This window comes from Nesterenkonia sandarakina (assembly GCF_014138825.1).
Taxonomy (GTDB): Bacteria; Actinomycetota; Actinomycetes; order Actinomycetales; family Micrococcaceae; genus Nesterenkonia; species Nesterenkonia sandarakina.
In genome coordinates, this window is the sequence record NZ_JACJIH010000001.1 from 1,913,268 (window position 1) to 1,935,922 (window position 22,655).

19 protein-coding genes and 4 riboswitches are annotated in these 22,655 nt (G+C 67.6%); of the genes, 8 read left to right on the top strand and 11 right to left on the bottom strand.

Translation table 11 applies throughout. From position 1 onward, the window contains the following. The first annotated feature begins 10 nt into the window (after window positions 1–10). Window positions 11–991: a hypothetical protein gene (locus HNR24_RS08615; RefSeq protein ID WP_182495580.1), complete on the top strand. Its 981-nt coding sequence runs from the start codon at window positions 11–13 to the stop codon at window positions 989–991. On the opposite strand, the gene HNR24_RS08620 is transcribed toward HNR24_RS08615, so the two are convergent. The 6 genes from HNR24_RS08620 to HNR24_RS08645 all read right to left on the bottom strand — a co-directional run bounded on the left by HNR24_RS08620 (window position 925) and on the right by HNR24_RS08645 (window position 7,215). After that, complete coding sequence (locus tag HNR24_RS08620) at window positions 925–2,349, bottom strand: LLM class flavin-dependent oxidoreductase (RefSeq protein ID WP_182495581.1); 1,425 nt, start codon at window positions 2,347–2,349, stop codon at window positions 925–927. The two genes, HNR24_RS08615 and HNR24_RS08620, sit on opposite strands and share 67 nt — an antisense overlap. Next, a complete protein-coding gene (locus HNR24_RS08625) occupies window positions 2,346–3,566 on the bottom strand; it encodes an acyl-CoA dehydrogenase family protein (protein WP_259392432.1) in 1,221 nt (406 codons plus the stop codon). Before HNR24_RS08625 ends, HNR24_RS08620 begins: the two co-directional genes overlap by 4 nt. Beyond that, on the bottom strand, window positions 3,563–4,465 hold the full coding sequence (locus HNR24_RS08630) for a MetQ/NlpA family ABC transporter substrate-binding protein (protein WP_182495583.1): 903 nt from the start codon (window positions 4,463–4,465) through the stop codon (window positions 3,563–3,565). Before HNR24_RS08630 ends, HNR24_RS08625 begins: the two co-directional genes overlap by 4 nt. Beyond that, window positions 4,462–5,334, bottom strand: a complete 873-nt coding sequence (locus tag HNR24_RS08635; protein WP_058888097.1) for a MetQ/NlpA family ABC transporter substrate-binding protein — start codon at window positions 5,332–5,334, stop codon at window positions 4,462–4,464. The genes HNR24_RS08630 and HNR24_RS08635 overlap by 4 nt, the downstream gene beginning before the upstream one ends. Window positions 5,335–5,629: 295 nt before the next feature. Continuing rightward, window positions 5,630–6,298: a methionine ABC transporter permease gene (locus tag HNR24_RS08640; protein WP_220477196.1), complete on the bottom strand. Its 669-nt coding sequence runs from the start codon at window positions 6,296–6,298 to the stop codon at window positions 5,630–5,632. Then, a complete protein-coding gene (locus HNR24_RS08645) occupies window positions 6,298–7,215 on the bottom strand; it encodes a methionine ABC transporter ATP-binding protein (protein ID WP_182495584.1) in 918 nt (305 codons plus the stop codon). Before HNR24_RS08645 ends, HNR24_RS08640 begins: the two co-directional genes overlap by 1 nt. Before the next feature lie 7 nt (window positions 7,216–7,222). After that, a riboswitch (SAM riboswitch) is annotated at window positions 7,223–7,322 on the bottom strand. Between the two features lie 121 nt (window positions 7,323–7,443). Next, a riboswitch (SAM riboswitch) is annotated at window positions 7,444–7,557 on the top strand. A 9-nt stretch (window positions 7,558–7,566) separates the two neighbouring features. Here HNR24_RS08645 and HNR24_RS08650 point away from each other — a divergent pair. From HNR24_RS08650 to HNR24_RS08660, 3 genes are all read left to right on the top strand, one after another. After that, window positions 7,567–8,454: an ABC transporter ATP-binding protein gene (locus HNR24_RS08650; RefSeq protein WP_058888094.1), complete on the top strand. Its 888-nt coding sequence runs from the start codon at window positions 7,567–7,569 to the stop codon at window positions 8,452–8,454. A 212-nt stretch (window positions 8,455–8,666) separates the two neighbouring features. Then, window positions 8,667–9,746 carry an aliphatic sulfonate ABC transporter substrate-binding protein gene (locus tag HNR24_RS08655; RefSeq protein WP_182495585.1) on the top strand — a complete coding sequence of 360 codons (1,080 nt, stop codon included), beginning with the start codon at window positions 8,667–8,669 and terminating at the stop codon, window positions 9,744–9,746. Next, window positions 9,743–10,579, top strand: coding sequence for an ABC transporter permease (locus HNR24_RS08660; protein ID WP_058888092.1), 837 nt, complete (start codon window positions 9,743–9,745; stop codon window positions 10,577–10,579). The genes HNR24_RS08655 and HNR24_RS08660 overlap by 4 nt, the downstream gene beginning before the upstream one ends. A gap of 105 nt (window positions 10,580–10,684) precedes the next feature. Here the strand turns inward: HNR24_RS08660 and HNR24_RS08665 are convergent, their stop codons facing one another. Together HNR24_RS08665 and HNR24_RS08670 are read right to left on the bottom strand one after the other, a co-directional pair. Further along, entirely contained in the window at window positions 10,685–12,088 is a 1,404-nt protein-coding gene (locus HNR24_RS08665; protein WP_182495586.1) for an LLM class flavin-dependent oxidoreductase, read from the bottom strand. A gap of 162 nt (window positions 12,089–12,250) precedes the next feature. After that, entirely contained in the window at window positions 12,251–13,528 is a 1,278-nt protein-coding gene (locus HNR24_RS08670) for an acyl-CoA dehydrogenase family protein (RefSeq protein ID WP_182495587.1), read from the bottom strand. A gap of 5 nt (window positions 13,529–13,533) precedes the next feature. After that, window positions 13,534–13,620: riboswitch (SAM riboswitch) on the bottom strand. Between the two features lie 250 nt (window positions 13,621–13,870). After that, window positions 13,871–13,957: riboswitch (SAM riboswitch) on the top strand. 8 nt (window positions 13,958–13,965) lie between these two features. Between HNR24_RS08670 and HNR24_RS08675 the strand changes: the two genes are divergently transcribed. From HNR24_RS08675 to HNR24_RS08690, 4 genes are read left to right on the top strand one after another with little or no spacing between them, the layout of a single operon-like run. Further along, on the top strand, window positions 13,966–14,496 hold the full coding sequence (locus HNR24_RS08675; protein WP_058888195.1) for a flavin reductase family protein: 531 nt from the start codon (window positions 13,966–13,968) through the stop codon (window positions 14,494–14,496). A gap of 15 nt (window positions 14,497–14,511) precedes the next feature. Continuing rightward, window positions 14,512–16,575 carry an acetate--CoA ligase gene (acs, locus tag HNR24_RS08680; protein WP_375139271.1) on the top strand — a complete coding sequence of 688 codons (2,064 nt, stop codon included), beginning with the start codon at window positions 14,512–14,514 and terminating at the stop codon, window positions 16,573–16,575. Further along, complete coding sequence (locus tag HNR24_RS08685) at window positions 16,572–17,879, top strand: O-acetylhomoserine aminocarboxypropyltransferase/cysteine synthase family protein (RefSeq protein WP_182495588.1); 1,308 nt, start codon at window positions 16,572–16,574, stop codon at window positions 17,877–17,879. Before acs ends, HNR24_RS08685 begins: the two co-directional genes overlap by 4 nt. Continuing rightward, a complete protein-coding gene (locus tag HNR24_RS08690; RefSeq protein WP_083504686.1) occupies window positions 17,879–18,415 on the top strand; it encodes a CoA-binding protein in 537 nt (178 codons plus the stop codon). The genes HNR24_RS08685 and HNR24_RS08690 overlap by 1 nt, the downstream gene beginning before the upstream one ends. A 51-nt stretch (window positions 18,416–18,466) precedes the next feature. Here the strand turns inward: HNR24_RS08690 and HNR24_RS08695 are convergent, their stop codons facing one another. From HNR24_RS08695 to HNR24_RS14070, 3 genes are all read right to left on the bottom strand, one after another. Then, entirely contained in the window at window positions 18,467–19,111 is a 645-nt protein-coding gene (locus HNR24_RS08695; RefSeq protein WP_182495589.1) for an arsenate reductase/protein-tyrosine-phosphatase family protein, read from the bottom strand. A gap of 423 nt (window positions 19,112–19,534) precedes the next feature. After that, window positions 19,535–21,820, bottom strand: a complete 2,286-nt coding sequence (locus tag HNR24_RS14285; protein WP_310735461.1) for a choice-of-anchor G family protein — start codon at window positions 21,818–21,820, stop codon at window positions 19,535–19,537. Beyond that, window positions 21,735–22,310 (bottom strand): choice-of-anchor G family protein, encoded by a 576-nt coding sequence (locus HNR24_RS14070; protein WP_157075372.1) that lies wholly within the window; start codon window positions 22,308–22,310, stop codon window positions 21,735–21,737. The genes HNR24_RS14285 and HNR24_RS14070 overlap by 86 nt, the downstream gene beginning before the upstream one ends. Between the last annotated feature and the right edge of the window lie 345 nt (window positions 22,311–22,655).

Sequence of the window (22,655 nt, forward strand, 5' to 3'; positions counted from 1 at the left end):
CCTGAGACCTATGCCGCTTGAGACCTTCGCCGCCCGCCTGATCGCCGAGACCTTGGGCTCGGGATCGCTGAACGAGTACCCCGAGGCTCCGCGTCACGATCAGCTGCTCCGGCGAGCGCTGCGCCGGCGACGGGTCACCCTGCGACCAGTCGGGGAGAGCAGCCAGGTGTTCGTCTTCGGCGGGGTGGTCGTCGGCGGAATGGATTCGGTGGTGACCACTTTGGTGAGCGCGCATGCCCGGCGCATCACCGCAGACGCGCAGCTGCTGCGCCGGCACCTTGAGATCCAGGAGCTGCCGCTGCCCGCCGAGGACGCGGCCGCTGCCCGCCGGGCGCCAGGCGAGGCATCGGGCCCCAGCAGGGTCCGGGCCTTCGTCGTCGGCGACCGGGTCTGCTGCTCTCTGCTGCGAGTACCGGCCACCGTGCTCGGTGATGGCCGCTCAACCCTGGCTCAGCTGATCCTCCACGACGCCGGGGTGCGCTCTCGGCACGCGCTGCTGGCCGATTCGGCGGTGCCCGGCCCTGTGCATGCTCCCACCGGCACGGACGTCCCCGCCGGCACCGATGTCTCAACCAGCAGGGGTGTCTCAACCAGCACCGGTGCCTCAACCAGCACCGATGTCGCAACCAGCACGGTGCAGTCGCGGCTGCGGGACCGGGGCTTCGATCCGGAGCAGGTGCCCGCAGAAGGCAGCCTGATGCAGCTGCAGGACTCTGCGGAGCTGGCCTCCGGCGGGCTGACCATCGATGTCACCGGGATGCTCCCCGATGCCCTGCATGAGCTCGCCGCGGAAGCCGTGATGGCCGTGCCGGGGCTCTACGCCGCCGCCGTGGACCTTCTGGTCCCGGACCTGGAGTCCGCCGAGGACGCGCTCGTGCTCACGGTGCTCCCCGACGCCGACATCAGGCCAGCGCACATGCCTGCTTACGGCGAGTCCCGGGACGTGGCCGGCGCGATCGCCGATGAGATCCTGCTGCGCGCCTCGCGCTGAGCTCCTGCGCTGCAGCGGCGCGCGGGATGATCTGCGCGCAGATGCGGGCCTTCCTCCAACAGCGCCTCGCGAAGGGTCACCGGTGTCTGGGGGCGCTCCGGCAGCAGTCCGCGGCGCCGCAGCTCGGGGGTCACGAAGGTCTCGAAGCGCTCGAAGTCTGCGGGCCGGACCGCCGCCGAGATGTTGAACCCGTCCACTCCGGAGAGTTCCTGGAAGCGGACCAGCTCATCGACCACCTGCACCGGATCTCCCACGATCAGCGGCCCGCGTCCGCCGATGGAGATGAACTCCGCGACATCGCGGACCGTCCAGCGCTTGGCGGGGTCCTTGGTGAACATCGCCAGCGCGGACTGATTGGCCTCGGTCTGCACATCGCTGACGACGTCGTCCTCGGCCAGGCCTGAGAGGTCGACTCCGGTCCACCCGCCGAAGAGCGTGAGCGCCGAGGCGGTGTCCACGTAGTCCCGGTATTCCGCCAGTCGTGCCTGCGCCAGGTCCTGGGTCTCGGCCACGAGGATCGTCGCCATCGCGAAGAACCGGACCGACTCGGGATCCCGGCCGGCCTCGAGCAGCTTCCCCCGGGTGTCGGCGACCTGGTGCGCCAGTCGCTGCGGTGAGGAGCTGATGACGAAGATCGCCTCCGCGTGGTCCACCGCGAACTTCTGACCGCGCGCCGAGGAGCCCGCCTGGAAGAGCAGCGGTGTGCGCTGGGGGCCCGGGTGGGTCAGCATCTCCCCCGGCACATCGAACCACTCCCCGCGGTGGCTGATCGGGTGCACCTTCTCCGGGTCCACGAAGACCCCGGTGGACTTGTCCGCCAGCACCGAACCCGCCTCGTGGGAGTGCTCGAAGAGCTTGTACATCACCTCGAGGTACTCATCGGCACGGTCGTAGCGCTCATCATGCGGGATCTGCCCGCTGAGTCCGAGGTTTCGCGCTGCGGACTCCTGGTAGCTGGTCACGATGTTCCACGCGATCCGTCCGCGGGTGAGGTGGTCCAGTGTGGCCAGGCGCCGAGCCAGTGCGTAGGGGGCCTCATAGGTGACCGAGGCGGTCAGCCCGAAGCCGAGGTGCGTCGTCGCCGCAGCCAGGGCCGGCACCATGACCTGAGGGTCCAGCAGCGGGAACTGCACGCCACCCCTCGCGGCAGCCTCGGCGGTGCCGCCGTAGACGTCGTAGACCCCCGGGATGTCCGCGAGGAACAGCGAGGAGAATCCGGCGCGCTCCACGGTCCGGGCCAGCTCGGTCCAGTACTCGAGGGTGTCGAACTCCTCGATGCGGGAGTCCGGGTGCCGCCAGAGTCCTGGAGACTGATGCACCGGGACCACCATGTCGAAGGCGTTGAAATGGATGGTCATGACTTCTCCTTGGCCTCGCCGATGGCGTTGAGCCCCCGAGGCAGGGTGCCGTTGATCTCATGGTCCCCGAGCGAGCGGGCACGGAAGACGATCGGGTTATGCGTGGCGATGGTCTGCGCGTTGCGCCAATGCCGGTCCAGCGCCTTGGTGCGGACCGTGGCGGAGGCACCGGCGGTCTGAAACAGCTCCAAGGTCACGGCCAGCACCAGGTCCGGCACGCTGATCTGGGCCTTCTCCACGGCGATCTCTGCGTCGTGGATCTCGCGCGGCGCCGGAGCGCTGAAGCCAGGGTCACCGGTGCCGGCCTGCAGGCCCGCGATCAGCGCCCGGTCCACGGCGCGGGCCGCTTCGAGCACCGCAGCCTCGGCCACGAAGGCCTTCGAGGACATCGTCCCGACCACCTGCTGGATCAGCGGATCCTGCCGGAAGGCCTGTCCGGCGGTGGAGGTGTTGAAGGTGCGGGTGCGCCGCGCCAGCGTGGAGGTCGCGTCGGCCAGGGCGGCCTTGGCGATGCCAGCCTGGACGGCGAGCAGATAGAGCTGGAAGAACGCGGCCTCATGGACGGACTCGTGGTCGCCGGGGCTGCGCTGGAGGACCGCAAGGTCCTCCACGGCCACCGACTCCAGCAGCGTGGTCCCGGTGCCGGTGAGCTTCTGCCCGAAGCCGTCCCAGTCATCGAGCAGCGTGACCCCGGGGGCGTCGGTGGGCACCACCGCGAACCGACGTCCCTCCCCCTGCCCTGCTTGGGCGGCCGAGACGCGGGTGTAGGTGGAGAAGATCGTCCCGGTGGAGTAGTGCTTCTCCCCGGTCAGCAGAGCCGCCCCGGTCGGGCCGGATTCCAGTCGGGTGTTCAGGCTGCCCAGCGCATTCCCACCCCGCTCGGTGGAGGCGTTGCCCACGGTGCTGCCGCTGAGCACCCGGGCATACCAGAGCTCACGGATCGCCGCGGGCTGGAAGCGCAGCGACTCCACGAAGCCGAAGTGACCGCGGTAGAGGTGTGCGACGTTGGAGTCCGCCTCGGCAAGCGCGATCACCTCGCGGATCAGCTCCTCGACGCTGAGATCCGCGCCGCCGAACTCGGCCGGGACGCGCAGGGCGCCGAAGCCGGCGGCGTCGAGCCAGCCGACCTGTTCGAAGGGCAGGATCCGATCCAGCTCACGCTTGACGGCCCCCTCCCGGATCCGGGTGAGAAGCTCCTCAGGGATTGCGCAGCTCATGAGGCGTTCACCTGCTCCCATGCGGCGTCGATGTCTCGGTCAAAGGCCGGGGTGAGCAGACCGTCGAGGTAGTCCCCGTACCACCGGCGCACCGGCTGCGAATGGTAGGCCGACTTCAGCGCCTGATAGCGCTCGGGCTGCTCCTCGCGGAAGCCCGGGCGCGCGCAGACCGCGAGCGCGAACGGCAGCGCCTCCTCGGCAGATTCCATGATCAGCACCTCCTCGGGCAGCACATCGATCTCGGCCAGCAGCCGGGCGAAGCCGAAGACGGCGTCGACGTCGGAATAGATCTGGCCCACCGACTGCTGGTCCACCTCGATGAACTGCAGGTCCTTGGGGTTGGCGGTGATGTCATCCACGCTCAGCGCGGCGACAGGTTTGGACTCGTCGATCTCGATCAGGCCGCCGCGGGCCAGCAGCCGGATCCCACGTCCGTTGTTCGCAGTGTCCACCGGCAGGGCGACCTGAGCCCCGTCGGGGAGCTCCTCAAGTGAGTCGTACTGCTCCGAGTAGATCCCGGAGGGCTGCTCGAACATGAAGAAGATCGGTTCGATGTCCAAGTCGTTGTCTGCGTTGAACTGGCGCAGGTAGCTGATGTTCTGGAAGAAGTTGACGTCGTACTCGCCGTTGTTCACCGCGTGGTTGGGCTGGATGATGTCGGTGACGTAGGTGGCGTCGAACTCCCAGCCCTCGGATTCAAGGATGCGCTGTGCGATCCGGGTCGGCTCTTGGAAGGGAGCATTCTCGGTGACCACAAGGCGCAGCGTGCGGTCACCGCCGATCCGGTCCACCAGCCCGCAGCCGGAGGTGAGGCTCCCGACGCCGAGCAGAGCGGCCATGCCCAGTGAACCGCTCAATACTCGACGCCGGGAGAGTGTGGGGGCGCTGGAGGTGCTCATGCGCTGAAGTCCGTCCAGATCTCTTCGGCATTGTCGATGGTGATGAAGTCCTCGAAGTCGATGACCCCGCCCTGGTAGTCCTCGAACCACTGTTCGACCTCTTCGGACTGGAATGCGTCCTGCAGCGCCTGGGCCTGTTCATCGCTGACCCCCTCGGGGCCGACGGCGACCACGCAGGTGAACGGGGTGCGCACCTCCTCGCGACCGTCCTCGATGCTCAGCGCCGTCTCCTCCACGTCGAGGTCGGCCTCGGCGATCAGTCGGACGAAGGCGAAGCCGGCGTCCACATCGGGCAGCACCTGTGCGGCGGACTGCTGGTCGGTCTCCACGAACTGGAAGTCCCGGGGGTTCTCCGTGATGTCGTTCTGGGTCAGGTCAATGATCGAGACGCTCTCGTCGACCTCGATCAGGCCCTCGTCCGCGAGCAGCTGCAGCGCCCGGCCGTTGTTGGAGGGGTCTACCGGCAGGTTGATCTCAGCGCCGTCGGGGAGCTCCTCCAGGGAGTCATACTCCAAGGAGAACAGTCCCGCGGGGGCGTAGTAGACCGAGAACAGCGGCTGCACCGCGGTGTCGTTCGAGGCGTTGAAGTTGTTCAGGTAGGCCAGGTGCTGGAAGTAGTTGCCCTCGTACTCGCCCTGGTTGACCACCTGGTTGGGCTGGACGATGTCGGTCATGTACGTGATGTCGAGTTCGTAGCCCTGCTCTTCGAGCAGCTCTGCGGCGATCTCGGCGGGTTCCTGGAAGGGCGCGGATTCGGTGACCACGATGCTGATCGTGGAGTCGTCCTCCACCAGTCCGCAGCTGGTCAGGCCCAGCGCTGCGGTGGCGAGGACTGCGCCGGAGAGAATCCTGAGGCGTGGATGAGTCATGGTTCTGAAGCTGCTTTCTCGTGCTGGGCGCAGGGCCCAGAGGGTGTGCGGGAAGGACCCGGGCGCGACGTCGGACGCCGGCCCCGGGAATGGGGTCAGGTGATGTGTGCGGGTGGTGTCGGGCGGGGGCTTGCTTGGGGTTCTGCGTTGGATCCCGACGTGGCGCGGAGGCGGGTCAGGCGGGGACTCTGATCAGGCGGGGACTCTGATCAGGCGGGGACTCTGATCAGGCGGGGACTCTGATCAGGCGGGGACTCTGATCAGGCGGGGACTCTGATCAGGCGGTGATGCTGCTCTAGGCGGTGATGCGACGGTCCGAGGCGCGGGCGAGCCGGGTGCCGGTGAACTGCACGAGGCTCACCAGCAGCACCATCAGCACGATCGCCGCGATCATGGTGGGGGTCTCGTAGCGGTAGTAGCCATAGCGGATGGCCAGGTCCCCGATCCCGCCGCCGCCGACCAGCCCTGACATCGCCGAGTAGGAGATGAAGCTGACCGTGGTGATGGTGATGGACCCGATCAGTCCGGGTTTGGCGTCGACGAGCAGCACATTGCGGATGATCTGGCCGCGGGTCGCGCCCATCGCCCTGGATGCCTCCACCGCGCCGGAGCCCAGCTGGGTGATGTTCTGCTCCACCAGGCGCGCGAAGTAGGGGATCGCGTTGATCGTCAGCGGGACGATCACCGCGGCGGTTCCCACCGAGGTGCCCACCACGAACCGGGTGAACGGGATGATCGCGATGAGCAGGATCAGGAAGGGGAAGGATCGGATCATGTTGACCATCCCCGAGACCACAGCGTGGGATCGGGGCCGCGGGGCAAGGCCCTCCGGGGCGTGGACGAAGAGCCAGATCCCCAGCGGGGTGCCCAGCAGGACCGCCACCGGAATGGCGACCGCGATCATCGCGAAGGTCTCCAGCATGGCCTGATTGATCTCGGGCAGCCGTTCGATGACGAGGTCCATCAGCGGACACCCCCGGCGGAGCCAGCCAGCGCGGCCTGCGGTGACCGATCCGGATCAGCGTCCGACCTGGCGTCCGACCCAGCTTCCGGCCCAGCGTCCGGATCGGAGGATGCCAGGCGCGGCGCGGAGGCCGGCCCGGGTTCTGCGCTGGACCTGCGGTCGAGTCTGATCCCGTCGCTGAGCAGGTATTTCCCGATGGAGGTCTGCGGGTCGAAGTCCTCCCGGCGCAGCTGCGCGGCGGGGAACTCTTCGACCACGCGTCCGTCCTCCATGACTGCGACGTCATCCGCGAGGGCCTTGATGACCTCCATCTCATGGGTCACGATCACCACGGTGATGCCGAACTCGCGATTGACATCCGCGAGGTACTGCAGCACGGTCGCGGTGGTGAAGGGATCCAGAGCCGAGGTCGGTTCGTCGCAGAGCAGCACCTCCGGCTTGGTGGCCAGAGCTCGCGCGATCGCCACCCGTTGCTTCTGACCCCCGGAGAGCTGGGCCGGATAGACCGAAGTCTTCTCGGTGAGGTCCACGATCTCCAGCGCCTCGGACACCCGGGCCTGACGCTCCCGGCGGCTGGTGACCCCGGCGAACTTCAGTGAAAGCTCCACGTTCTGAGCGACCGAGAGGTTGTTCACGAGATTGAATCCCTGGAAGATCATGCCGATCTGATGCCGAGCCCGGCGCAACGCGGTGTCATCCAGGCTGGTCAGGTCGGTGCCTCCGACGCTGACCCTGCCCGAGGTGGGACGCTCCAGAAGGTTGATGTTTCGCAGCAGGGTCGACTTGCCGGCGCCGGAGAACCCGATGATGCCTTGGATGCTGCCGCGCGGCACCTCCAGGCTGACATCATCGACCGCGGTCAGCGGCTTTCTGCCGCGGGCGGCGAAGGTCGTCGAGACATGGGAGAGGGAAATCATGAGGCATACTCCATCGGTCCTGGCGTTAGCACCCGGCCGGAGCCTTGCGGCCCTCCGGGTTGCTGCGACGTCTTCGAGCCAGATCTCTCAGTCGCTCTGGATGGTTGAGTATCTTCACTGTAGACGTGAACATAGCCTGGAAGTCAAGTCGCCCCCGGTGTTGCGTTTTATCTCACCAGATGAACTCCACGTTGATCCGATTCCCCGCCTGGGCGTAGGCTGATCCGCGTACCATCCCGAGCGGCCGAGAGATCTGGCTCGTCGACGCCGCAGCAACCCAGGGAAGGATGCCTCCTCAAGGGGCGTCTTTTCGCCGGGTGCTACCGCCAGGATCGATGGGAGTAACCTCTGATGATTTCGCCTGCCTCCACCCTGACCGGCACCGCCGCAGCGACCGCTGCGAGCCCCGCTGAATCCGCGCAGCTCGGTGCGCCAGCCGCAGAGCAGCCTGCCGGCCGGCGGGAATACACCTCGCTCGACGTGCGGCTCTCCGCGGTGGGCCGTTCCTTCGACTCGCGCACCGTGCTGCGAGATGTCAGCCTGCAGATCACTCCCGGTGAGGTCCTGGCGATCCTGGGCTCCTCCGGGTGCGGGAAGTCCACGCTGCTGCGCGCCGTCGGCGGTCTCGACACCGGCAACACCGGGGAGATCCTGATCGACGGTTCTCCGGTGCGGCGCTATGACGAGCGCACCGCCGTCGGGTTCCAGGAGCCGCGACTGCTGCCCTGGCGCTCGATCCACAAGAACGTCAGCCTGGGCCTGCCGCGAAGCCTCTCCAAGGCCGAGGGCCGGGAACGGGTCGATGAGCTCCTGGAGCTGGTCGGGCTGCATGACCGCGCATCGCTGCGGCCTCGGGAGATCTCCGGTGGCATGGCGCAGCGCGCGTCCTTGGCCCGCGCTCTGGCTCGACGCCCCGGTGTGTTGCTGCTCGATGAGCCGTTCGGCGCCCTGGATGCGCTCACCCGGCTGAAGATGCAGGACCTGCTGCTGGATCTGCATGCCGAGACCGGCACCACGGTGCTGCTGGTGACCCACGACGTGGATGAGGCGCTGCAGCTGGCCGACCGGGTGCTGCTGCTCGGTCAAGACCCGGCTGATGCTGACCCCGCCGAGGGTGCCACGATCGCGCGGCTGCTGAGCGTCCCCGGGCAACGACCCCGGGATCGCGCCTCCGCCGAGCTGGCCGCGCTGCGCAGCGAGCTCTTCTCCGGCCTCGGCGTGGACTCACACAGCCACTGACCGACCGACCAGGCCCCAGGTGCTCCACTGACCTTGAAGGCTGCGGTGACCGAGCGTTCCGGTCATCACTTCGATCCATCCGTGGTCTGCACCCCGGTCGACTTCACGTCCTTCCGACCGGTCCCGCAGGCCAGACCCACCACACCGCCGGAGAGTCACCTCTGAGACCCCGGCACACCTTGTCCATCACTGAAGAACCGAAAGGCCCCCACATGCCCAGCCCCGCCGTTTCCCGCGCATCCCGCTCGACCCGCACCTCGCTGAAGGCAGTCTCCATGGCCGCCGCCGTCACGCTGCTCGCCACCGCCTGCAGCGGTGACGGCGGGGAGGATGAGCAGCTGGAGACGCTGAACATCGACTTCGCCACATATAACCCGTTGAGCCTGATCATTCTGGAGAACGGCTGGCTGGAGGAAGAGCTCGAGGAACTCGATGTGGACGTGCAGTGGGTGCAGTCCCAGGGCTCGAACCGTGCGAACGAGAACCTGCGGGCAGGAAACATCCATGTCGGCTCCACCGCCGGTTCGGCTGCGCTGCTGAACCGCGCCGTGGGGGCCGATACCCACACCATCCTGATCGAGAACCAGCCCGAATGGTCCGCCCTGGTCACCCAGGAGGGCTCTGACATCGAGTCTGTGGAGGACCTCGAGGGTGCCTCCATCGCGGCGACGCTGGCCACCGACCCCTACTTCTTCATGGCGCGCGCCCTGCAGGAGGCCGGGCTCAGCGAGGACGACGTCGAGGTCCAGGCGCTGCAGCACGCCGACGGCCGGCAGGCCCTGGAGAACGGCGACGTCGACGCCTGGGCGGGGCTGGATCCGATCATGGCCGGCGCCGAGGCCGAGGGAGCGGAGCTGCTCTACCGCAACGTGGACTTCAACACGTATTCGGTCATCAACGCCACCGGAGACTTCGTGGAGAACCACCCCGACGTGGCGCAGATCGTGGTCAACGTCTACGAACAGGCCCGGGAGTGGGCCACCGAGAACCCGGAGGGCACCGCCGAGATCCTCGCCGAGTACGCCGGGATCGAGCTGGAGATCGCCGAGGCGGTCATCACCGAGCGCACCAACTTCGAGGTGGACCCGGTGCCCGGCGATGACGTCTACGCCGCCATGGAGGCCGCCGGACCGTTCTTCGTGGAGAACGGGGACGTGGACAGCCAGGAGGCGGTGGACGAGGCCCTGGACTCGCTGTTCTACACCGAGTTCGCCGAGAACATCGAGGCCACCGACGCCGAGGGCACCGAGAACGCCGCCGACGAGGCTGACATCGAGGAGGACGACGAGTGAGCAGCACCATTCTCGCAGCACCTGAAGCGCAGCCTGGATACTCACCCTCCGGCGCGCCCGCACGACGCACCCGGCGCGGACTCCGCGGTGGCGGGCTGCTGATCGGCGCGATCGTCCCGGTGCTGCTGCTGGGACTCTGGTGGCTGGTCACCGAGGTCACCGGCACCTTCACCGCGATCCAGCTGCCTCCCCCACAGGCGGTCCTCACGGCGGGGATCGGCCTCTTCGAATCCGGCGACCTCTTTGAACACGTCGGGATCTCGCTGCAGCGGGTGCTGATCGGCTTCGGGATCGGTGCTGCACTGGGCCTGGCGCTCGGCTCGCTGCTGGGCCTGTCCTCCATCGCGGACAAGCTGCTGAACCCCACGGTCGGAGCCTTCCGCGCCGTGCCGTCGCTGGCCTGGGTCCCGCTGCTCCTGCTCTGGGTCGGGATCGGCGAGGACTCGAAGGTCATCCTGATCGCGATCGGCGCGTTCTTCCCGGTGTTCACCGCGATCCATTCCGCGCTGCGGCATGTGGACGCTCAGTTGGTCGAGGCCGGGCGCGCCTTCGGGTTCCACGGGATCCGGCTGCTCGGCACCGTCCAGCTGCCGGCCGTGGTGCCCAGCGTGTTCTCCGGACTGCGCCTGGGCCTCGCCCAGGCCTGGCTCTTCCTGGTCGCCGCCGAGCTGCTCGCGGCCGCCGAAGGTCTGGGATTCCTGCTCACGGAATCGCAGAACAACGGGCGCACCGACCGGCTGCTGCTGGCCATCGTGCTGCTGGCCCTGCTGGGCAAGCTCACCGACACCCTGCTCGGGGTGCTCGAGCGCAAGGCCCTTAAGACCTGGGCCTAGCTCCGCTCCCCCGTTCGCGCGTTTTACCGGGGCTTCCGCGCTCTACCGGCCACACCGTCTGCCCGGTATGACGCGGAGGCCCCGGTATTTTGCGTCCTGGGGTGCTCAGCCCTTGCGGCGCAGCTGGAACTGAGCGCCGTGGTGCTCAGCGGGCAGGTGATCTCCGGCGCCGAAGAGCTTATTGCGCAGCGTGCCCGGGGCATACTCGGTCTTATAGCGGCCGAGTCGCTGCAGCTCGGGCACCACATGCTCCACCACATCCTCGAAGGTCCCAGGGGTGATGTGGTAGGCCAGGTTGAACCCGTCCACATCGGTCTCCTCCTGCCACTCGATCAGCTGCTGGGCTGCGGTCGGGCCGTCGCCGATGATGACCGGGCCGAAGCCGCCGACGCCGACCCACTCGGCGAGCTGCCGGACGGTCCAGACCTCGTCCTCCCGGCCCGAGGCCTTCTGGAAGGTCTCCACCGTGGACTGGATGGCGTTGGACTTCACGTCTCCGATGGGCTGGTCGAGGTCGAACTGGCTCAGATCGATGCCCATCCAGCCCGACATCAGCACCAGTCCGCCCTCGGCGTCGATGTAGCGGGTGAGGTCCTCGTATTTGGCCTGCGCGGCGGCGTTGTCCTCACCGGTGACGATGGTCTGCATCGCGAAGATCCGCACCGAATAGGGGTCGCGTCCGGCCTCCGCCACGGAGGCGCGGATCTTGGCCACCGAGGCCTTGGCCAGCTCCTTGGTCGGCGGATTGATGAACACCGCCTCGGCGTGTTTGCCCGCGAAGGCGCGGCCTCGGCTGGAGGCGCCGGCCTGGTAGATCACCGGGATGCGCTGCGGGGAGGGCTCCACCACACCGATCCCGGGGGTCTTGAAGAACTCGCCGTGGTGTTCGATCCGGTGCACCTTGGTCGGGTCGGTGAACACCCCTGAGGCCTTGTCGGCCAGCACGGCGTCGTCCTCCCAGGAGCCTTCGAGGAGCTTATAGACCACGTCCAGGTACTCATCGGCGTGGTCATAGCGGCGATCGTGCTCCATCTGATCGTCCTGGCCCATGTTCTGCGCGGCCGAGGGCAGATAACCGGTGACCACGTTCCAGCCCACTCGGCCGCCGGTGAGGTGATCCAGGGTGCCCAGGCGACGGGAGAAGGGGTAGGGGTGTTCGTAAGCGGTGCCGGCGGTGATCCCGAAGCCCAGGTTCTTCGTCACCGCGGCCATCGCGGAGACCAGAAGAAACGGATCTTGCAGCGGGATCTGCGCCCCGGAACGCAGCGCGGCCTCCGGGTTCGAGCCGAAGACGTCATAGGGGCCGAGCACATCGGCGATGAACAGGCCGTCGAAGAGTCCACGTTCCAGGATCTGCGCCACTTCGGTCCAGTACCCGATGGTGTTGTACTCCCGGGCGCGGTCTTCCGGGTGCCGCCACAGGCCCGGGGACTGGTGCACCACGCAGTTCATGTCGAAGGCGTTGAAGAGGATCTCGCGCTTTCCGGATTCGGTTCTCGGGTAGGTCATTCGTGGTTCTCCTTGGGGTTCGGGCGTTCGGGGCGGGGCGGAGTGGCGAAATAGCGGAGTGGCGGTCTGACGGAGTGGCGCGGCGGGCCGAGCCTGGTCGGTGCCTGGGCGTGGACGCCGCGCTCGAGGATCCACACCGGACGCCGGACCACGGAGGGCAGATCAGGCGCCCGGTGTGACCTTCTCCGGTGCGCCTGTCGGGCCCTCAGCCGAAGGCGTGTGCGCAGCGTCAGGCTCGCCGACGCTCCACAGCCTGACCGGTGCGGTGCCGTTGACCCGGTGGTCCCCCGCGATCCGAGCCTTATAGACCCAGGGGTTGTGGCTGGTGACGGTGCGCGCGTTGCGCCAGTGCCGGTCCAGGCTGCGCGACTGGCTCACCCCGGAGGCGCCCAGGACATCGAAGACCCGGGTGAGGGCCTCCAGCACGGGGCGGTGCAGCGCCACCTGTGCGCGACCGGTGGCGAGCTCCACGGCATTGGCGGCCTCGATCTGGGCGCCCTCGGTGCTGCTCCGAGCGGCGGAGGCGGCATCCAAGCTCGCCGCGGTCGCGAGGACCTGCGCCCGCGCCAACGCCGCCACCGCATCGATCTCTCCGACAGCCTGGAGCAGCTGTGGATCCGTGCGCGGAGTGCGGGTATTGGCGTGGGAGAAGGTCCGCGAGCGCTCATGCAGCAGTGCCGCGGCATCCCGGGCGGCGGCCTCGGAGACCCCGGCGAGCACGATCAGCAGGAAGTGCTGGTAGAGCGCGGTCTGGTAGGGGAACCGATCGTTCAGTCCGCGCAGCTCGGCCTCCTCCACCACGGCGTCGGTCAGCCGAGCTGTGCCGGAACCGGTGGTGCGCTGACCGAAACCGTCCCAGTCGTCGTCGATCTCCACCCCTGACTGGTCCCGGCGGACCAGGACCGCGAGTTCGCGGCCCGCGGCGTCCCGGGCGGTGACATCGAGCCAGTCCGCGAAGATCGCGCCGGTGGTGTAGTACTTCACCCCGTTGACCACGTGCCCGTCGGTGGACTCGCTGACCACAGTGCCGGACTGGTGGAAGCCGCCCTTGCCCGGCTCGGTCCAGGCGTTGCCGACCAGCTCCCCCGCCGCGAGCCGCGCGAGCCAGCGCTGGACGAGGTCCCGGGCGTCGGGGGCGGCATCGGACTCGGCATCGGCTCGCCACAGCAGGTCCTCCTGCACTGCGAAGTGTCCCCGCAGCACCTGTGGGATGTTGCTGTCCTGGGCGGCGAGCTCCAGCAGGATCTCCGTGCTGGCCACCCAGTCCAGGCCGAATCCGCCGGCCGAGCGCGGCAGACGTAGTCGACCGATGCCGGCCGAGACGAGGTCCCTGACCTCGGTGCGGGCAAGTTCGCGGCTGCGCTCACGGTCGAGGGCGCGCAGCCCGACCCGGGCAATGGTCTCGCGCAGATCTTGGGGCACAGGCAGTTGAATGTTCATTCGATCCTCCATCGGTTCTGGCGTTAGCACCCGGCGTGTCCGGGTTGCTGCGACGTCGACGGGCCAGATCCCTCAGTCGCTCTGGATGGTGATGACGCTAAATATAGACGGCGCAGGGACGCACCCGTCAAGTCGCAACGACGCCGCACACCTGCGATCCGCCGCGGCGCCGACCAATAGGGAGGCGGTGCATATCGTTGAACGCTGTGCGCCCTGACAGCCGGGGCGACAGTGTGTTCATCCGACAGCACAGAGTCCTGCCCCACGATGCGGATGTCATCCGGCGTCTCACAGTGCGAGCAATTCTTGCTGGTCGGCGGCAGCCCGCGTAGCGTTGACCCGTCACCATCCCGAGCGGCTGAGAGATCTGGCTCAGAGACGCCGCAGCAACCCGGATACGCCGGGTGCTAACGCCAGGACCGATGGAGTTGATCTGCATGTCTGTTCCCGCACGCACCCTGGAAAACCCCACCGCCGCGTCCCGCGTAGATTCCTTCGCGCTGCGTCATGCCCTGGCGCAGTTTCCGCAGGGAATTGTCGCCGTGGGCGCCGAGGTGGACGGAGCGCCCGAGGCGATCATCGCCTCCACCTTCACGGTGGGCGTCTCGCTCGACCCGCCGCTGGTCACCCTGGCGGTGCAGCACAACTCCTCCACCTGGCCGAAGCTTGAGCGCAGCGGAGGCGAACTGGGCATCTCGGTGCTGGGCCGCGACCAGAATGGACTGTGCCGACAGATCGCCTCGAAGGACCGGGCGAACCGCTTCACCGGGGTGGACTACCAGCTCCAGGGCTCGGCGCTGCTGCTCGACGGAGTCCCGATGTGGCTGCGCACCCGGATCTACAACCAGGTCCGCGCCGGGGACCACGACATCGTGGTGCTCGAGATCCTGGACCTGGGCTTCACCGAGGGTGCTGCAGGGCTGGTCTTCCACCAGCACGAGTTCAAGACCCTGACCTCCCTGAGCTGAGCAGAAGGACCTTTGGTGACACCACTTCCGAATACCGCGGTGCCCGCTGACCCGCTGAGCGCCGATGTGCACTCCTGGGCGGACCCGCAGAACGAGGACGAGCGCCTGGCCTTCTGGTCCGCGGCGGCGAACCTGCTGGACTGGGCCGCACCCTGGCGCCAGACGCACTCCTGGACCCCACCGAACCCGGTCACCCGGCGCGGTCCGGAGATCGCCTGGTACCAGGGCGGGACCCTCAACGCGGCGGTGAACTGCGTGGACCGTCACGTCACCGCCGGGCACGGCGAGCGGATCGCGCTGCACTTCGAGGGCGAGCCCGGGGACCGCGAGGACGTCAGCTACGCGGAGCTGGGCCGCCGGGTCAACCAGGCGGCGAACGCCCTGACCTCGATGGGCATCACCCGCGGCGACCGGGTGGTGATCTATCTGCCGGTGCTGGTGGAGACCATCGTGATCACCCTGGCCTGCGCCCGGATCGGCGCGGTGCACTCGCTGGTCTTCGGCGGATTCTCCACCGAGGCGCTGAAGTTCCGGGTGGAGGACACCGGGGCGAAGCTGCTGGTCACCACAGATGGTCAGTTCCGCCGCGGCAAGGCCGTGCCGGTGAAGGCCAACGCTGATGCCGCCGTCGCCGAGGCGAGCGCTGGACACGGCGGCAACCTGGAACACGTCCTGGTGATCAACCGCACCGACTCGGACGTGGAGTGGACCCCCGGGCGGGACCTCTGGTGGCACGAGGTGGTGGAGACCGCCTCCACCGAGCACACCCCGGAGTTCTTCGACGCCGAGACCGAGCTGTTCATCATGTACACCTCCGGGACCACCGGGAAGCCCAAGGGCCTGGTGCATACCACCGGGGGCTACCTCACCGGCGCGCTCTACACCTATCTGCGGCTCTTCGCCCACCCGGATCCGGCCCGGCGCACTCAGGACGTCCACTGGTGCACCGCCGACCTGGCCTGGGTCACCGCACACACCTATGAGATCTACGGGCCCCTGGCGGCCGGGGCCACCCAGGTGATCTTTGAAGGCACCCCGAACACCCCGCATGAGGGCCGGCACTTCGAGATCATCGAACGCCACAAGGTCAGCACCTACTACACCGCGCCGACCCTGGTCCGCTCACTCATGGGCTGGTTCCCCGACGGCGTGCCGGAACACTATGACCTCTCCTCCATCCGGCTCGCCGGCACCGTGGGCGAGGCCGTGAACCCGGAGGCCTGGCACTGGATCCGCCGCGAGATCGGCCGGGACACCACCGACGACGCCGGCCAGCCTGCCCTGCCCATGGTGGACACCTGGTGGCAGTCCGAATCCGGGTCCACGGTGCTCTCCCCGCGCCCGGAGGATTCCAGGTTCAAGCCCGGAGCGGCGACCCGCGAGCTGCCCGGCTGGGGCGCCGCCGTCGTCGATGAGGCGGGCGACCCGGTGCCCAGCGGGGAGCAGGGAAACATCGTGCTCACCCACACCGGGCCCTCGATGGCGCGGACCGTCTGGGGAGACCCGGAACGCTACTTCAGCTCCTACTGGGAGAAGTACGCGCAGCGGGGCTGGTTCCTCGCCGGGGACGGGGCGCGGAAGGACGCCGACGGGGACATCTGGATCCTGGGCCGGATCGATGACGTCATCAACATCTCCGGTCACCGACTCTCCACCATCGAGATCGAATCCGCGCTGGTCTCCCATCCGGACGTGATCGAAGCCGGGGTCTGCCCGGTCTTCGATCCGATGACCGGACACGCAGCCGTCGCCTTCACCGTGCTGACCACCGCCGCACAACAGCGCCTGGACTCCGCCGGAGGCACCGGCAGCGAGTCCGAGGCGGAGCTGATCGCAGCGCTGCGCCACCACGTGGGCGAGGTGATCGGCCCGGTCGCGAAGCCGCGCACCATCATCCCGGTTCCGGAGGTCCCCAAGACCCGCTCCGGGAAGATCATGCGCCGGCTGCTGACCCAGCTCCATGACGGGGAGACCCTGGGAGACACCACGAGCCTGCAGAATGAACCCTGTGTCCCGAGAATCGAAGAGATCTGCCAACGGCGCGGAACCGCGCCGAGGAGAGAAGAGGTAGCTACATGAGCGATCGCCAGTTCGGCTTCCGCACCCGCGCCCTGCACGCCGGGGCCGTCCCCGATGCCGTCTATGGATCGCGTGCCGTGCCCATCCACCAGTCCACCTCCTTCGTGTTCAAGGACACCGACGACGCCGCGAACCTCTTCGCGCTGCAGAAGTACGGGAACATCTACTCCCGGATCGGCAACCCCACGGTCTCGGCACTGGAGGAGCGGGTGGCCTCCCTGGAGGGCGGCATCGGTGCAGTGGCCACCGCCTCAGGGATGAGCGCCGAGTTCCTGGTCTTCGCCGCACTGTGCGGGTCCGGGGACCACATCGTGGCCAGCTCCAAGCTCTACGGCGGCACCATCACCCAGCTCGACGTCACGCTGCGCCGATTCGGGATCGAGACCACCTTCGTGGACTCCCTGGAGCCGGCGGACTACGAGGCCGCGATGCAGGAGAACACCAAGGTCCTCTACACCGAGGTGGTCGCGAACCCCAGCTCGGACATCGCTGACCTGCGCGGACTCTCCGAGGTCGCGCATAAGCACGGCGTGCCGCTGGTGGTGGACTCAACCTTGACCACCCCGTACCTGATCCGGCCCTTCGAACACGGCGCGGACATCGTGATCCACTCGGTCACCAAGTTCATGGGCGGCCATGGCACCACGCTGGGCGGGGTGGTCGTGGAGTCCGGGACGTTCCCCTGGGACAACGGGAACTTCCCCGCGATGACCGAACCGGTGGCCTCCTACGGCGGGCTCTCCTGGTGGGGCAACTTCGGGGAGTACGGGTTCCTGACCAAGCTGCGCGCTGAGCAGCTGCGCGACATCGGGCCCTCGCTGGGCCCGCAGGCGGCGTTCAACCTGATCCAGGGCATCGAGACGCTGCCGCAGCGGATCGATGAGCACGTGGCCAATGCCCAGAAGGTCGCAGAGTGGCTCGAAGCCGATGACCGCGTGGACTACGTGAACTACGCCGGGCTGCCCTCCCACCCCGATCACGACCGGGCCAAGGAGATGCTGCCCAAGGGCGTCGGTTCGGTGTTCAGCTTCGGGATCCGCGGGGGCCGCGAGGCCGGGGCCCGGTTCATCGAGTCCCTGCAGCTGGCCAGCCACCTGGCCAATGTGGGAGATGTGCGGACCCTGATCCTGCATCCGGGATCCACCACCCACCAGCAGCTCTCCCCGGAGCAGATGAGCGCGGCCGGGATCCCGGAGGATCTGATCCGCATCTCGGTCGGGATCGAGGACGTGGATGACATCATCTGGGACCTGGACCAGGCGCTGGAGAATGCGCTGAGCACCGCAGTCGAAGGAGACAAGTGATGAGCGAGCAGACGTTGCAGCACGACGACGACGCCACGGCCGAACATCCCCATGGGCGCTGGGAGGCGCCGTCGCCCTCCCGCCGGCTGCAGCTGCTGCGCAGCGCGAAGTCTGTGGCGATCGTGGGCATGTCGGACAAGCCAGCCCGGGCCAGCTACTTCGTGGCCACCTACCTGCTGAGCTCCTCGAGCTACACGGTCTACTTCGTGAATCCGCGGCTCAAGGAGGTGCTGGGTCAGCCGGTTTACGCTTCGTTGAAGGACCTCCCGGAGGTCCCCGACATCGTGGACATCTTCCGTCGCGCCGAGGACGTTCCTGGGATCGCGGAGGAGGCGGCTGAGATCGGCGCGAAGACCATCTGGGCGCAGCTGGGGATCGAATCCGAGTCAGCCATGCAGCTGGCCCAGGACGCGGGGCTCAACGCGGTGCAGAACCGTTGCATCAAGATCGAGCACGGCCGCTTCCACGGAAACCTGCACCTCTCAGGCTTCAACACCGGCGTCATCTCCGCGAAGCGGCAGATCCTCGACCACTGAGCGTGAGCGGCCCGGGCATACCCGCCCGGGCACACCGGCCCCGGGGTGTGGCTATCTGGTCACGCCCCGGGTGAGTGCGTGCAGGGACCGATGGATCCCAGCGATGGCCGCGCGCACCTGTTCCGCGGATTCCCGGTAGATCTTGGGGCTGCGCTGGTAGGGATCGACCACGTCGACGGTCTCTGGGTCTCGGGGTGGGATCATCCCGCGCTGTGCGGCGACTCGTTCCACCCCTCGGCGCAGCTGGTCTGCCAGTTCCGCCGGCGCGCCGCCCGGCTGCAGGGACTCAGGCTGCCGGTCCAAGGGCTCTCCGAGGCCTTCAAGGAGGTCGACGAACTCGGTCAGCAGAAACGTCCTCCGCGAGGCCCGCGGCACCGCGCGCACCACGGCGCTGCGGTGTTCGCGCGCCATGCAGAGCACCAGGTCGGCGTCCTCGATCATCGCTGTGTCCAGCTGCCTGGCCGTGTGCTCGGTGGCTGCGGCACCGAACTTGCTGGACAGCGCAGCCGCGGGTTCGTCCATGGGCGAGCCCACCAGGGCTCGGGTCCCCGCGCTGGTGATGCGCACCGTGGAGCGCCAGGGTTCTCCGGCCTGTTCGGCCTCGGCCTGGAGCAGCTGTGCGGCCTGGGGAGAGCGACAGACGTTTCCGGTGCAGACCACCAGGATGTTGAAACCCTCGCGGTCGGAGGCAGTCATGTGCGCACCAGACTGGACATCCGAAGTGACCTGCCGAGCCGCGCAACGCATCGTCCATGCTGTGGAAGCTCCATGAGAACCTACTCTCTCGAGGAACACGAGGTGCATTCAGATTACGGCGCAGAGTCTGAAACGGACATAGTTCCCAGGAAGAATCTCGAGCAATACCGTTCACGTCCCGTGCTGAGCTCAACAGTCTGCTCGTCCCCGGTTCCGACGTGGACCATGGCGTCGTCGCAGATCGTGGCGCTCGAGCGTGGAAGGGGCGGCCCACCTGATGGTGGAACCGCCCCTGGCACTGCGCGTCCGCGACACGGCCGCACGGAACCGCGTTAGACCGTGCGCTCAGTCCACGCCGTCACCGCGCGGTGTCGTTGCGCACTGACGACTCGCATTCTGGATGCACGGTGTCGCTGCGCGGTGTCACCCTCCCTCCGCGAAACGGCGATGACGGGAGACCATGTAGAGTACCGCGCCGAGCAAGGTGAGCACGAGCGCGATCACCCCGAAGGTCGCCACTGTGGCGCCTGTGGCGGCAAGTCCACCGGATCGATCAGACCCCTCACCGGCCCCTGCCGGGGTGGCATCGCCTTCACCGTCGCGCACGCCGCCGGCACCATCCCGGTCCAGGACATCGAGGATGCCACTGCCCGCGTTGCCCGCGTCATCGGTTGCGGTGACGACAAGCTGACCTGGGGACAGGTCAGCCGGGAGCGTCCAGTCCACGAGGAACGACCCATCGTCACCGACCTGAACATCGTCGATGGTCCCGACGGTGTTGCCACCCTCGTCCACGATCTCGATGATCACCGTGCCTCCCGGGGTGAAGTCATCACCCTCGATGGTCACGGTCTCACCCGTTTCGGCAGCGTCCGGGTCGATGGAGACCCCTGGATCGAGGGCCCCATCGTCGCCGCCGCCGCCAGCACCGTTGTCACCATCGGCACCGTTGTCACCGGCACCGTCATCACCGGCACCGTCATCACCGGCACCGTCATCACCGGCACCGTTGTCACCGTCACCGTCGGGCCCCTCGTCGCCGTCAGGCCCGGTGCCGTCCACGATGACGAGGATCGCCTCGGCACTGTTTCCTTCATCGTCCTCAGCGATGATGGTGAGATCCCCCGGATCGGTACCCTCGGGCACCGTCCAGTCCTGGCTGAAGTCGCCGTCCTCATCGACCTGGACGTCTTCGATCGTGCCGATGACGTCGCCGTCCTCGTCGGTGATGACGATGTCCACGGTCGAGCCGGGCACGAAATCATCGCCCTCGATGGTGACTTCGTCACCGGGCGCTGCGCTGTCAGGCTCGACGCCCAATGAGGGGTCCACCTCGGCTTCGTCGGTGTCATCATCGTCGTCATCGTCTCCGTCTTCACCCGGAGCGAGAACCACCAGACCAGCCGTGGCCGGAGTCTGCGACTGCGCACCCTCCGCCGTGACCTCAACATCACCGGTCGGGTAATCCCCCGGCACCGGCAGATCCACCACAAACTCACCCTCAGTGTTCGTCGTGGTCTCCACTGCCACCGGATCACCACCATCGACACCCGGGATGCTCACCGTCACCGACTCCTCAGGAGCAAACCCCTCACCGGTGACTGTCGTGGAGGAGCCCTGCTCCACCTCGGAAGGATCCACACCGATCGAAGGATCAAAGACCGGAACCTCTGTGCCCGTGCCGCGCACGGTGGAGGAGGCCAGGTTGACCGTGGCCAGCGGCGCTGCAGGCAGCACCGCGACCTGCAGGGCACGGACGGTGGTTGACGCCGCACCCAGGTCCCCGGTCGCGGGCTGGACGTTGACCGTGACGGCGACGAGCTCGTTCACCAGGGTGAGAACCGGTCCTACCACCTCGGCGGCCAGCGAACCGGTGATGTCGTCGAGAGTGCCCTCGGCTTCGATGACCTCGTCGACTGCCGTCCAGAGGCTGCCGGTCACGGCGTTGACGATCGAGTTCAGGAGAGCATCGGAGCTGCCCAGCCCCAGAGCTGACACGAGCTCCCCGACGGGGCCCTCCTGGCCCTCCGCGAAGACCGCGGTCGCCTCGCCTGCCAGCAGCTCCTGGACCGTGGCATCAAGGGTGACCGCGATCTCGCCGATGAGCAGGGCGTCAATGGTGACATCGACGTCGACGCTCGCTGCCTGGATCGCGTTCTCAAGATTCTCCACCAGGGGGGAGACTGCGTCGGTCACCGCCTGGGTAATGCCGTCCGCGATCGCCGCAGTCACGCCGGCGCTCAGCAGAGGCGAGTTCGGTCCCAGGTTGTTCAGGTCGGGCAGCTCGGGGTTGGCCGCGAGCAGCGCCGCAAGATCCACGGTGACCGCGCCGCTGGTCAGGTCCACGGTCACGCCGCTGCTGGTGCCGATGACCTCGGCCGGGAGCACCTCGGAGAGATCGGGCGGAACCACGGTCACTTCGCTGTTGAGCGTCGCGAAACTGCCGAGCTCGACGCTGGCCAGCCCGCCGGAGATGGACTCCGAGAGGCCTGCGACATCAGTCTGAAGCTCTTCCACGGTGGTCTGCAGGTCCCCGTAGACCGCCTGCACCAGCGGGCTGGAGAAGTTCAGCGTCGCGCCGGCGATGTCATAGTCGGTGGTGGCCGCACCGCCGTCGAGCTGCTCAGCGCTGGAGGAGACAGCTCCGAGGTTCAGGCTCAGCGCGCTGAGGATGCTCTCCGCCTCGGTCCCGGTGAGCAGCGGGGTCAGGCTGAGGTCCGCGTTTGGCCGGGAACTCTCCCGAACCACCCACCGAGATCGCCCCCTGATCGCTGACGGCACCAGCCGCTGCTCGGGCATCGCCCTCATCGGTGGCTTCACCGAACTGGTTCACCGTGCCCAGCTGCAGAATTCCGTTGGGTCCCAGCAGCTGCAATGAACCGCCCAGGTCCACACCGACCGAGTTCAGCAGCTCGGCGCTCAGCGGGGTGGCCGAGACCGGGTTGGTGCCGCTCGGATTCTCCGCATAGGCGCCCTGGAGCTCAACGATGGCGTCCAGATTCAATCCCGCCGCGTCTCCACCGAGGAACTGGCCGAGACCCTCGGATACGTCCTCCGGCGCGGCGCTGGCGGGCACCGTCCCCGCCATGGTGAGCCCCGCGGCGAGTGCCAGGCTGGAGGCGTAGGCGGTCCAGCGCCGCCAAGGCGCCCGGTGACCGGGCGGTCTGGGCCTGGATTCTTGTCTTAGTGCGTCCCTCATACGGGATCCCCTTTGCTAGGTTCCCCCGCCCCGTGAATACGCTCTCGGCGCTTCATGCGCGACCAGGTGTGGTCATTGCTGCATCAAGACGAGGCGAGTGAATGCTTTATACCCTCTGATTTTGTTGAACAAAATGGATTCCGCATCAATCCACTGTTGCCCATCCAAACCATTCAGCAGACTGCCCGTCAAGTAATACATGAATATTTCTTGATATAATAAATGTCATTCATATGTTCCACGTCGACACTCGCCGGCATGAGAGCACAAAAAAGGCGCTGGCCTGATGAACATGTTCATCAGACCAGCGCCTTACCGCCAGCGCCCGAAGGAGGCGCCGCTGCG